The organism is Amycolatopsis sp. NPDC004169, assembly GCF_040610315.1.
Classification (GTDB): Bacteria; Actinomycetota; Actinomycetes; order Mycobacteriales; family Pseudonocardiaceae; genus Amycolatopsis.
The window spans coordinates 51,401-63,975 of record NZ_JBEXMD010000044.1 but is presented as its reverse complement, the minus strand read 5'-3'; the positions used below and the strand labels follow the sequence as shown (position 1 = coordinate 63,975).

Sequence of the window (12,575 nt, the reverse complement as noted above, 5' to 3'; positions counted from 1 at the left end):
CCTGAGGTGTCTCAGGACAGGTCGAGCTCCCGATCGAGCAGTGCGAAGATTTCGTCGTCCGACGCCGCGTCGAGCGGCGCGTCCCCGGGTTCGGGGTCGCGCGCGTCCCCGGCGCCGTCCAGCCGGAACAGCAGGTCGCGCAGCCGGACCTTGACCCGGCCGTGCAGCGGGCCGCCCGGCTCGCCGAACAGCGCCTCCTCCAGCCGGTCGAGGCCGGCCAGCACGTCGGGCTCCGCCGGGCCCAGCACGTCCAGCAGGTGCCCGGCCAGCGCGGCCGGGGTCGGGTAGTCGAAGGCCAGCGTGGTGCGCAGCTTCAGCCCGGTCGCCTCGGCGAGCCGGTTGCGCAGCGCCACCGCGGTCAGTGACTCGAAGCCGAGTTCGGTGAAGGTGTCGCCGCCGTCGGCGGTGGCACCACCGAGCACCGCCGCGGTGTGCTCGAGGACCAGGTCGAGCAGCAGTTCCTCCCGGGCGGGCGCGGGCAGGGCGGCCACCTTCGCGGCGAACCCGCCGTCCGGCTCGGCCCGGCTCACCGGTTCGGCGTGCGGTGCGCGGACGTAGTCACCGGGCAGCGCACCCAGGACGACGTTCTCGGCGGAGAACACCGGGCGGCCCACCAGGTCGGTGGCCGAAACCGACACCGAGTCCGGCCCGGTGGCCCGCAGCCGGACCCGCAGCGCCGGAACGCCCGCCGCGTGCAGGGCCAGGCCGCTCCACGAGGACGCGAGCCAGCCGTCGGACTCCGCCGCGGCGGGGAACAACGCGACCGCCTGCAGCGCGGAGTCCAGCAGCGCGGGGTGGATGCCGTAGCCCGCACCGCTGCCGGCCGGGGACGGCAGCGCCACCTCGACGAACAGCTCGCCGTCGAGCGACCAGGCCGCGCTCAGGCCGCCGAACTCGGGGCCCAGCTCGATGCCGTGGGCGCGCAGGCGGTCCCGTGCGGTTGCGGCGTCCTCGGCGACCGCACCCGGCGGCGGCCAGTCCACCGGCTCCGGCCCGGCCGCCGACCCGGCGGTCTCGGCCATGATCCCGGTGGCGTGCCGCGTCCACGGCCCGCCCTGGGCGCCACCGACCGAGTCGGGGCGGGCGAACACGCCGATCCGGCGGGCGCCGGCGTCGTCGACCGGGCCGATCCGGACCTGCAGGCAGAGCGCCTCTTCGGCGAAGACGACCGGCAGGTGCTGGGTGAGCTCCTCGATCCGGGCGCAGCCCAGCTCGGACGCCGCGTGCAGGATCAGCTCGACCAGCACCGACGACGGCAGCACGGTCCGGCCGAGCACGGTGTGCCCGGCCAGCCACAGCTGCTGCACGGCCGAGAGGCGGCCGGTGAACAGCCAGCCGCCGTCTTCGGCGAGCTCGACGGCCGCGCCGAGCAGCGGGTGCCCGGCGGCCAGCAGGCCGGCGGCCGCGACCGTGGCGTCCGAACCGGACTCCGGCAGCGCCACCGGCTCGGCGCCGCCGGGGAAGGCCGCGGTCCAGTCGACGCTGGCCCCGGAAACGTAGGCGGCGGCGAGCGAGCCGAGGAAGGAGCGGGGGCCGTCTTCGCGGCGGCGGATCGTGCCGAGGACGACGGCCCGGCCGTCGAGCGCGTCGACCGTGTCCTGCACCGCGACGGTGAGCACCGGGTGCGGGCTGATCTCGGCGAAGACGCCGTGGCCCTGCTCGACGAGCCCGCGGGTGGCCTCGTCGAAGCGGACCGGGTTGCGCAGGTTGCGGAACCAGTAGCCCGCGTCGAGCGCGGCGGTGTCGAGCGGGCCTTCGGTCACCGTCGAGTGGAACGGGACCGCGGTGGACACCGGGGCCAGCGGGGCGAGGTCGGCGAGCAGCCGCTCGCGGATGTCGTCGATGTGCCGCGAGTGGGCGGCCAGCCCGACCGGGATGCGCCGGGCGCGCACGCCGTCGGCGGTCAGGTCGGCCAGCAGCTCCGCCACCGCCGCGGAATCGCCGGAGACGATCACCCACGTGGGCGCGTTGACCGCGCCGATGTCCAGCCCGTCACGGCCGGCCAGCCGGGACCGCACCTCGGCCACCGGCAGCGGCACGGAGATCATGTCGCCGCGGCCGGACAGGGTCGCCTGCGCGCTGCTCCAGAGCGCGGCCACCCGCATGCCGTCCGCGGGCGAAAGGGCGCCGATCGCGCAGGCGGCGGCGACCTCGCCGAGGCTGTGCCCGACGACGGCGGCCGGCTCGACGCCGTGCGCTCGCCACAGCGCGGCCAGCGCCACCATCACAGCGAACAGCACCGGCTGCACGATGTCCGCGCCGTCCTCGAGGGTGGGTGCGCCGGGCCGTCCACGCAGGACGTCCACAACGGACCAGTCGGCGAAGGGGGCGAGCGCGGCGTCGCAGCGGGCGAGTTCGGTGGCGAACACCGGCGACCAGTCGAGCAGGTCCAGTGCCATCCCCGGCCACTGCGAGCCCTGGCCGGGGAAGACGAACACGACCCGCTCGGCGCGCCGGGCGCTGCCGCGCACGACGTCGGGCGGGTTCTGGCCGGCGGCCAGGGTGTCCAGCCCGCGCCGGCCGTCTTCCCGGCCGGCGGCCAGCAGCACGGCCCGGTGCGCCCGGCCGGTGTCCTCGGCCGCGACCGAGCGCGCGAACGCCTCGAACGGCGTGTCCGGGTGGTCGGCGAGGTACCGCGCGAGGCGGTGCGCCTTCGACCGCAGCCCCGCCTTGCTGTCCGCGGAGACGATCAGCGGCACGACGTCGTGGCCACTTCCGGTGTGCTCGTGCTCGGTGGTCAGGGTCGGGGTGGCCACTCGTTACCTCCCGGGGTCGGGCTCAGGGGAGCCGCACGGAGAACGGGTTCCGGAACACGTCGCCCGGGTCCCACCGCGCCTTCACCCGCTGCAGCCGCGGGTAGTTGTGCTGGTGGTAGAGCTCGTGCCAGGCCAGCCCGGAGCCGTTCCACCGCTCGTCCTGGACGTCGAAGTCCGGGTTGTTCACGTAGGAGCCGTTGGTGCGCTCGTCCGGCACCGGCACGCCACCGGTCCCGGCGTAGACGTCGGCGTAGAACTCCCGCAGCCAGGCCAGGTGCGGCTCGGCCTGTTCGGAGGCGTCCCAGTGCGTGGAGTAGACGAGTTTGAGGATCGAGTCGCGCTGCGCGATCGCGGTGTCGGTGGGCGACAGCGCGTTCATCCGGCCGCCGCAGCCGACGAACATCACGCCGGCGCGGTGGTTGCCGTAGTCCTCGCGCAGCAGGTGCGCGTACAGCTTCGCGGCCTGCTCGTCGGTGCAGCGTTTCCGCAGGTCGGCGGCCTTGATCTTGAAGCTCAGGGTGTGGTCGCCGCTGTCGGCGATGCCGCCCCACGACGTCGCGTGCAGCCACGGCAGCTCCTGGCGGCTGCTCAGTGCCGGGGCGACGCCGAGGTCGCGGCGGATGGCGGTGACGTAGTCGTCGAGCAGGCCGGCCGCGTTCGGGGCGGCGCTGTCGATCTGTGTCGACATGGCGACGAACTGGGACGCGCGCGTCCCGCACCACAGGCCGCTGTAGAGGTCTTCGTACGGCGAACCGGGGGCGCTGTTGCGCTCGTACCACTCGCCGTGGTTGCGCAGCAGGCGCGTGAACGCGGCCTCGTCGAGCATGTCCCACACCCAGACGTCCTGCTGCACCAGCAGCCGGGCGGGCGGGGCGGGCAGGAGGGCCTCGGGGGTGCCGACCGCGCCGGGGATCCGCAGCCAGTACCGCGTCACGACGCCGAAGTTGCCGCCGCCACCGCCGGTGTGGGCCCACCACAGGTCGTGGTTCTCGTCGTTTTCGTCGCGGCTCGCAACCACCGCACGCGCGGTGCCATCGGCGTCGACCACGACGACCTCGACCGCGTGGAGGTGGTCGGAGACGTAACCGAACTTCCGCGACAGCGGGCCGTAGCCACCGCCCGCGATGTGCCCGCCCAGGCCGACGCTCGGGCAGGACCCCGCCGGGATGGTGACGCCCCAGCGCTTGTAGAGCGTCCGGTAGGCCTGGCCCACGGTGGCGCCAGGCTCGGCGAAGAAGGCGTCACGCTCGGCGTCGAAGCCGATCCGGTTGAGTTCGGACAGGTCGATGACCACCTGCACGTCCGCGGCGCCGACCATCTCCTCGACGCAGTGCCCGCCGCTGCGGACCGCGATCCGCCGTCCCTCGCGCACCGCCGCGCCGACGGCGTCCACCACCTCTTCGGTGGACGTCGGCACGCGGACGTAATCGGGCTTGCCGACCCAGCGCTGATTCACCCCGCGCACGAGATCGGCGTACCGGGCGTCGTCAGGAAGAACTGTTACCGCGCCCATCGATCGCCCTCATTCCCCGGTTTATTCATCGTCGCCGAACACTACGGCGACGCCGCTGGCCACTCCAACCCCTAACCCCTCGGAACCACTGCTCACCAGCCTCTTGCCTAGGGGCGCGCTAGGGGTTACCGGCCCGATCCGCCGCTGCTAGCTTCAGACTGCGGAAATCTTTATTCTGCCGAAGACATAAAGGCGGGCAATCGTGGCCGAACTCCATTCATGGCACCCGATCGACGAAAACGCGTCCGACAAGGAAGTAATCATCACGGTGGATTTCACGGTCACCGGGCGGCCGGAGGCGGGGTTCGCCGAGCTCGCGAAGCACCTCGAGACGCCGTACGGCGTCTGGGAGAGCCTGCCGCCGGCCGTCGGCGAGGAGACCGGCATGACCGGCGACGACTACCTCGACCGGTGGACCGAGGAGCTGCGCGCGAGCGGCGCCGAGATCAAGGCGGTGTTCGGCTACTGCGCGTCCAGCGTGTTCGCCCTCGCCATCGCCGAGCGCATCGCGACCTGGCAGGCGAAGCCGCGGGTGGTCCTGTTCGACCCGACCGCCGCCACCGGCTTCACCGTCCTCCACTACGGCTTCTTCCGCGTGGTGGACGCGCTCGCGGCCGTCCTCACCGAGGAGGAGGTGCAGCAGGCGCACGCCGCCGGCGAGGCCGCCCAGCGCACCCACGACGACCTCGAGACGCTCACGAAGGAGTTCGTGCGGCTCTACCGCGACGTCGGCACCACGGCGTTCGAGCGGGTCGAGCTGGACGCCGACCGCGCCGAGGAACTCGTCTCCTGGTTCAGCAGCTACATGACGTACCTGGTCGCCGCTTCCCAGGTCACCGTCACCGGCGACCTCGACGGCGTCGACGTGATCCGCTCCGCCGAACTGCCCGGCGCGCTGGAGATCGGCGCGCGCGAGATCCGGTTCGACATCGACCACTCCGGCCTGCTCAGCCAGCCGGAGGTCGCGCAGGCCGTCCGCGGCCTGCTCCCCTGACCGCCCCTCACCGAAGATCCCCGCAGGAGAGCTGATGCCGACGTCACCGACCGGTCTGGGCACCGGCACGGAAAGCCAAGCCGAAGCCGCGCTCGCCGGGCACCCCGGCGTCGCGCGGGCCAGTGTCACCCGCGAACCCGGAACCGGGCGGCTCGTCGCCCGCGTCGTGCCCCGTGACCCGGTCGCCGAAGCCGGCGACGACCGCGCGCGCGTCGACGAGTGGCAGCTCATCTACGAATGGGTCTACGGCGAGCTCCCCGAGTCCGGCGGGCTCGGGGAGAACTTCGTGGGCTGGCACAGCACCTACACCGGGCTGCCGATCGAGCTCGCGCAGATGCGGGAGTGGCGGGACGCCACCGTCGAGCGGATCCGGGCGCTGCGGCCGCGCCGGGTGCTGGAGATCGGCGTCGGCACCGGCCTGCTGATGGCCAAGCTCGCGCCGGTGTGCGAGGAGTACACGGCCACGGACTTCTCCCCGACCGTGATCGAGACGCTCACCGGCCAGGTCGCGGCCGACCCCGCGCTGGCCCACGTGCGGCTGCACAGCCGCGAGGCCAACGACTTCGTGGGGCTGCCGGCGGATCACTTCGACACCGTCGTGATCAACTCGGTCGTCCAGTACTTCCCCGACATCGGCTACCTCGCCGACGTCCTGCGCCAGGCCGCCGCGCTCATCACGCCCGGCGGCGCGGTGTTCGCCGGCGACGTGCGGAACCTCCGGCTGCTGCGGGCCTTCCGGGCCGCGGTGCTGGCCGACGAGCTGGCCGCGGCGCCGGAACAGGCCCGCGAACTGGTCGAGAACAGCGTCCTGGAAGAGAAGGAACTGCTCGTCGACCCCGACTTCTTCCCGGCGCTGGCCGCGTCGCTGCCCGGCATCGCGGCGGCGGACGTCCGGCTGAAGCGGGCCCGCCACCACAACGAGCTGAGCCGGCACCGCTACGACGCCGTGCTGCGCAAGGAACCCGCGGAGACCGTCGAGCCCGCGCACACGCTGGCCTGGGACCCGGCCGCGCTGGAGACCCTGCTGAGCGACGTCCGGCCGCCGTCCGCGCGGATCACCGGCGTGCCGAACGGCCGGGTCGCCCGCGAGCTGGCCGCGCTGGCCAAGCTCGACAGCGGCAGCACGCCCGCCGCGGTGACCGCACCGGACCCCGAAGACCTGCACGAGATCGGACGGCGGCGGGGCTACCAGGCCGCGGTGACCTGGTCGGCGGGCGGACCGGGCCTGGTCGACGTCGTCTACACCCGCGAGGGCGAGCCGGTGACCGTGCCCGCTTCGGCGGCGACCCCCGGGCTGCCCTTCACCGAGTACGCGAACGCCCCCTCGCGCGCGGCGAAGACGAGCACCTTCGTCGCCGAGCTGCGCGCCTACCTGGCCGCCCGGCTGCCCGCGGAGGCGGTTCCGCACGCCTTCTTCACCGTCGAAGACCTCCCCGAAGGGACCGGACATGCCGACCGCTGAGGAGACGCCGCGAATTCCGGCGACCCGCAAGGAAGAAGGGCTCTGGCTGCTCGAACGGCTGGTGCCCGGCGAGGGCGTGAACAACGTGCCGGGTGTCGCGCTGCGGGTGGCGGGCCGGCTCGACCGGGCCGTCCTGCAGGAGGCCGTCGCGCAGCTGGTGCGCCGGTACGACGCGCTGCGGACGGTGTTCCACGCCGACGACACCCGGCTGACGAAGTCGGTGCTGCCGTCGTTCCCGATCCCCCTCGAAGGCGCGGAGTGCGAGGATGTCGACGCTGCCCTGCGCGAGCTGATCACCCGTCCGTTCACCTTGGACGGATCGCCGCTGCTGCGCGTCGGCCTGTACCACGGCCCGGAGCACGACTCGGTCGGCGTGGCCGTGCACCACCTCGTCTTCGACGGCACGTCGATGTCGATCTTCCTGGAGGAGCTGGCCGCCGCGTACGACGCGGTGCTCGCCGGGGACCTCCCGGACGCCGGGCCGCCCGTCCCGGTCTGGCCGGAGTCCGAGCCGAAACCCGAGAGCCTCGCCTTCTGGCGCGAGCACCTGCGTGACTTCGGCTCCGGCGGGCCCGGACTGTGGTGCGGCGGCCAGGAAAGCGCCCAGCCGACCCTGCGCGGCGAGCAGCTCGTCCGCCCGTTCTCCGCGGCCGCGAAGGACGTCGTCACCGCGCTGCAGAAGGAACTCAAGGCACCGGACGTCGTCGTGCTGCTGGCCGCCTACTACCTGCTGCTGCACGCGCACGGCGCCGGGACCGACCTCGCCGTCGGCTTCCCGGTGAACGTGCGCAGCCAGCAGGCCCAGCGCGCGATCGGCTACCACGTCAACATCGTGCCGCTGCGCGTGCGGATCGACCCGGCCGAGACGTTCCGGACCTTCAGCCGCCGGGTGCGGGACCTGTTCTTCGAGGCGATCGCGCACGCGGACGTCCCGATGGACGTCCTGCTGCCCGAGGTCGAGCGAGCGGATTCGTCCTGGCGCACCACCCTGTTCCGGCACGTGTTCAACTACCTGCCCTTCGGCGGCCGGGCCGCCACGAGCCTCGGCGGCGCGGCCGCCGAGGTCGTCGAAATCGACCCCGGGCACAGCAAGTTCGACCTCGAGTTCGTCATCCTGCCCTCGGCGGAGGAGAGCCGCGTCAAGGCGGTCTACGGCGCCGAGGTGCTCGACCGCGGCGAGGTCGAACTGCTGCTCGAGCGCTACGACGCCCTCCTGGTCGCGGCGGCGAGCGCGCCGGACCGGCCGCTGCGCGAGCTCGACGGCTGGGGCGCCACCGACCACGCCGTCCTCGACGCGCCCGGTGTTCCCGCCGGAACCGGGACCGTCCTCACCGCGATCGCCCGGCACGTCTCGGAAAACCCGGGTGCCCCCGCCATCGTGACCGACGGGGGCACGACGTCCTACCGGGATCTCTGGCGGGCCGCGGCGGCCGTCACCACCCTGCTGGCCGACGCGGGAACCGGCCCGGGTGACGTCGTCGCCGTGACCGCCCCGCGCGGCCCGGACTTCGCGGCCGCGGTGCTCGGCAGCTGGCTGGCCGGAGCGGCCGTCACGGAGGCCTCCGACGCGAAAAAGGTGCTGGACGCCGAGGAAATCTCCTACGCCGTCACGGTCGCCGTCGACCCGGACGCGGCCGCCGTTTCCCCGGACAGCCCGGCGCTGCCCGGCGTGACCCACCGCGAGCTCGCGGACTCCGTCCGGCCGGTCGCCGTGGGTTCCCGGCCGGTGCTGTGGCTTTCCACCGCCGTCCCGGAACTGCTCCTGGCCCTGACCAACGGCGTGCCGCTGGTCGTCGCCCCGGACGCGGCCCGCACCGACGGTCACCTGCTCGCCGGGCTGCTCACCGGGCACGACATCGGCGTCGTGCCCGCCACCCCGCTCGTCTGGGCCCGCGTGGCCGAGCAGCTGGGCGAGGCCGTCGGCGGCCGCACCGCGCTGATCGGCGCCGAGCCCGCGCCCGGCCCGCTCGTCCGCACCCTGCAGGCCCTGGACGCCGAAGTCCACACGGTGTTCTCCGCCGGGGGCCGCTGGGTGCTGGCCGACGGCGTCCCCGTTCCGGGCCTCGGCGCCGACGTCGTCGCGCCGGACGGGCGGCGGCTGCCCGTGGGCGTGCGCGGGGAACTGAGGCTGGGCACCGCCACCGGCGTGCTCGCGCACTGGCGGCCCGACGGGTCCCTGCACGTCCACGGTCCACTGGACCGGCAGCTGGTGTCCGGCGGCACCCGGGTCGATCTGGCCACCGTGGAAGACGCCCTGACCGCGCACACGGACGTCGTCGCCGCCGCGGTCACCCTGCGTCCCGGCACCGAGGACCTCGTCGCCGTCGTGCAGGCGCCGGACAAACCGCAGCTCGCGGCCGAGCTGGCCCGGCACGCCGAGGCGGTGCTGCCGCCCGCGGCGCGTCCGGCCTGCTACCTGCGGGTCGACGCGCTGCCCGAGACGGCCGCGCACGAGGTGGACCGGGCCGCGGTCGCCGAGCTGGCCACCGCGGCCGGACCGGTGGCGGTGGCCCCGGCGGAGACCGCGCCGGACGCCACGACCGCCGCCGTCGTGGCGCTGTTCGGGCAGCTGCTCAAGCGGACCGACGTCACCGCGGACACGAACTTCTTCGCCGGCGGCGGGCATTCGCTGCTGGCCGCGCAGCTCGTCCAGCGGATCCAGAAGCAGACCGGGGTCCGGCTCAAGCTGTCCGCCGCCTTCGCCCACCCGACGCCGGCCGCGCTGGCGCAGCTGATCACCGGGAGCACCCGATGACCCCGTCCGCCAACCCCGCACCCGTCCCCTTCGGGCGCGCGGAGACCATGCACGGCCTGTTCGAGTGGTGTGCTTCGCGGTGGCCCGAGCGCACCGCACTGCACCACCGGGGCCGCGACACCAGCTACCGCGAGCTGGCGGAACTCGCCGACGCCTGCGCGGCCGAACTGCAGGACCGCGGCGTCGGACGCGGCTCGATCGTGCCGGTGCTGCTGCCCCGCTCCCCCGAGCTGTTCGCGACGCTGCTGGCCGTGCTCAAGTGCGGCGCCGCCTACGCCGCCCTCGACCTGCGGTGGCCCACCGCCCGGCTGGCCGAGCTGATCGAGCACCTCGGCGGGCCCGTGGTGGCCGCCGAGCGCGGGAGCTCGTGGCCGTCGGTGTGGTCGCCGCCGTCGCACCCGGTCGCGGGCGCCCGGCCGGCCGCGGTCGACGTCGGCTCCGACGACGCCTGCGCGGTGTTCTTCACCTCCGGGACCACCGGGACGCCGAAGGGCGTGGTCACCGCGCACCGCGGCAACGTCCGGCTCTTCGACGACTGGCTGTTCACCCCGCTGGACTCCGGCGCGGTGATGCCGCAGGCGCTCGCGGCGACGTGGGACGCCTTCGGCCTCGACTCCTGGGGCGTGCTGTTCAACGGCGGCACCCTGGTCCTGCTCGAAGACACCCTGGAGCTGGCGACGAAACTGCGTGACCTGGTCGCCATCCACGGCGTCACCACGATCTTCCCGCCCACCGCGGTGTTCCACAGCATGGTCGACAACGACCTCGACGCCTTCGCGGGCCTGCGGGCGGTGGGCACCGGCGGCGAGAAGCTCTCGGCCCGGCACGCCGCCCGGTTCCTCGAGGCGTACCCGGACATCCCGCTCTACAACATGTACGGCCCGGTCGAGTCGAGCGTCGCGGCCACCTGCCACCGCGTGCGGGTCACCGACCACCCCGAGGTGCCGCTCGGCGTGCCGTTCCCCAACACCCAGGCCTACGTCCTCGACGGCGACCGGCTGTGCGAGACCGGCGAGAGCGGCGAAATCTGCCTGGGCGGGCGCGGTCTGGCGCTGGGGTACTTCCGGGACGAGGAGCTCACCGCGCGGAAGTTCGTCACGGTTTCCCTGCCGTCCGGGCCGGAACGCGTGTACCGCACCGGCGACCTCGGCCGCTGGACCGCCGACGGCCTGCTGCACTTCGAAGGCCGGGCGGACCGCCAGGTCAAGATCCGCGGTCACCGCATCGAACTGGACGACGTCGAGCAGAACGCCGGCCGTGTCCCGGGGGTCGGGGCGTGCGCGGTGGTGCCGGTGACCGGCACCGACGGCGCGTACGAGGACCTCTGCCTGTTCTACACCGGAACGCCCGGTGAGGACGAGCTGCGTGCCCGGCTGGCCGAGCGGCTGCCGGGCTACCTGGTGCCCGCGCTCGTGCGGCGGCTGGAACGGCTGCCCGTGCTGGAGGACCGGAAGCTCGACCGCCGGGCGCTGGCCGAACTGGCCGTCCGCCTGCGGGCGGCGGCCGCACCAGCCGGGGACTCGCCGCTTTCGGAGACCGAAGCCGCCGTGGCGGGCATCCTGCGGGAGATCATCGGCGTGCCGTCGATCGCCGCCGACGTCTCGTTCTTCCGGCAGGGCGGCAACTCGCTGTCCGCCGCCCAGCTGTGCTCGCGGATCAGCCGCGACCTCGGGGTCAAGCTGCGCATCTCCCAGGTGTTCGAGGCACCGACCGTGCGCGGGGTGGCCGGGCTGATCGCGGCGGCGTCATGACGGTCCAGGACATGACCACCCAGATGCGGGTGCTGTGGACCCTCGGCGAGCTCGGTGACCCGCTCGCGCTGCTGCTGCGCGGCCCGGAGGACCCCTACCCGCTCTACGAACGGATCCGCGCGAAGGGCCCGCTGCACCGCAGCGAGCTCGGCGCGTGGACGACGGTCGACCACGCGACGGCCACGAAGGTGCTGCGGGACCGCCGGTTCGGCGTCCTCAAGTCCGACGGCACCCCGATCAGCCCGGTGATCACGACGTTCGACAACTCGATGCTCGGCGCCGACGGCGCCGACCACGCCCGGCTGCGGAAACTGGCCACGCCGTTCCTGAGCCCCAAGGCGATCGCCGGGTTTCGCGACCGGCTCACCGCGATCTGCCACGAGCTGCTGGACCGGGTCGACACGAGTCGCGAGTTCGACCTGATGACGTCGTTCGCCGACCTCATCCCGGTGACGGTGGTCGCGGCCGTCTTCGACATCCCCGAGCCGTTCCTGAGCCGGTACCTCGAGCACGGCCCGAAGTTCGGCACGATCTTCGACGAGATCACGTCGGTGGAGCACATCACGGAGGTCCAGCGGTCGCTCGACGAGCTCGACGCGCTGTTCACCGAGCTGATGCAGCTGCGCCTGGCCCACCCGGGCGACGACGCGGTCAGCAAGCTGCTCACCGCCCGCGCGGAGGACCGGCTGTCGACGCACGAGCTGGTGTCGCTGTGCCAGCTGCTCACCCTGGCCGGCGCGGAGTCGACGGTGAACCTGATCGGCGTCGGGGTCAAGACCATGCTGGAACGGCGTGACCAGTGGGAGAAGCTGGTCGCGAACCCCGACCTGGCGCCCCAGGCGGCGCAGGAGTCACTGCGGTTCGAGGCGCCGGTCCAGCAGTCCAGCCGGGTGTCCACAGAGGACGTGCTGGTCGGTGACACGGTGATCCCCGCGGACACGGCGGTGGTCGTCCTGACGGCGGGCTGCAACCGCGACCCGTCCGTGTGGTCCCGCCCCGACGTCTTCGACCTCACCCGCCCGACCACCCCGGACAACCTCTCGTTCTCGGGCGGTTCGCACTACTGCCTCGGCGCACCCCTGGCCCGCCTGGAGGCGGACGTGGCGTTCCGCGTCCTGGCCACCCGCCTGCCGGACCTCCACCAGACGGGCCCGGCCGACCGCCGCCGCTCGGCGATCATCCGCGGCCTCCGCCACCTACCGGTGACCAACGGCTGAGGAGCGAACGAGGAAACGGCCGGCACCCCACCAGGGCGCCGGCCGTTTCCTTGTGATCAGCGAGGCATCACGTGTGCTCAGCGGGGCATCATGCGTGATCGGAGGGGCATCAGGCTGATGCCCCTCC

General features: G+C 73.6%; 7 protein-coding genes. 5 read left to right on the top strand and 2 right to left on the bottom strand.

Features of this window, described 5'->3' with window-relative positions; genetic code table 11:
- Nucleotides 1–11: 11 nt before the first annotated feature.
- Together ABZX11_RS39525 and ABZX11_RS39520 are read right to left on the bottom strand one after the other, a co-directional pair.
- Entirely contained in the window at nt 12–2,756 is a 2,745-nt protein-coding gene (locus ABZX11_RS39525; protein WP_354923290.1) for an acyltransferase domain-containing protein, read from the bottom strand.
- 22 nt (nt 2,757–2,778) lie between these two features.
- Complete coding sequence (locus ABZX11_RS39520) at nt 2,779–4,221, bottom strand: FAD-binding protein (RefSeq protein WP_354923287.1); 1,443 nt, start codon at nt 4,219–4,221, stop codon at nt 2,779–2,781.
- A gap of 250 nt (nt 4,222–4,471) precedes the next feature.
- Between ABZX11_RS39520 and ABZX11_RS39515 the strand changes: the two genes are divergently transcribed.
- Genes ABZX11_RS39515 through ABZX11_RS39495 form a run of 5 tightly spaced genes read left to right on the top strand, consistent with a single transcriptional unit; the run spans nt 4,472 to nt 12,448 of the window.
- Nucleotides 4,472–5,263 carry a hypothetical protein gene (locus ABZX11_RS39515; protein ID WP_176171880.1) on the top strand — a complete coding sequence of 264 codons (792 nt, stop codon included), beginning with the start codon at nt 4,472–4,474 and terminating at the stop codon, nt 5,261–5,263.
- Between the two features lie 34 nt (nt 5,264–5,297).
- A complete protein-coding gene (locus ABZX11_RS39510; RefSeq protein ID WP_354923284.1) occupies nt 5,298–6,725 on the top strand; it encodes a methyltransferase in 1,428 nt (475 codons plus the stop codon).
- Nucleotides 6,712–9,480 (top strand): condensation domain-containing protein, encoded by a 2,769-nt coding sequence (locus tag ABZX11_RS39505; protein WP_354923281.1) that lies wholly within the window; start codon nt 6,712–6,714, stop codon nt 9,478–9,480. The genes ABZX11_RS39510 and ABZX11_RS39505 overlap by 14 nt, the downstream gene beginning before the upstream one ends.
- The gene (locus tag ABZX11_RS39500) at nt 9,477–11,231 is read left to right on the top strand and encodes a non-ribosomal peptide synthetase (RefSeq protein WP_354923278.1); all 1,755 of its coding nucleotides are present in this window, start codon (nt 9,477–9,479) and stop codon (nt 11,229–11,231) included. Before ABZX11_RS39505 ends, ABZX11_RS39500 begins: the two co-directional genes overlap by 4 nt.
- An 11-nt stretch (nt 11,232–11,242) precedes the next feature.
- The gene (locus ABZX11_RS39495) at nt 11,243–12,448 is read left to right on the top strand and encodes a cytochrome P450 (protein ID WP_354923275.1); all 1,206 of its coding nucleotides are present in this window, start codon (nt 11,243–11,245) and stop codon (nt 12,446–12,448) included.
- Nucleotides 12,449–12,575: the final 127 nt, after the last annotated feature.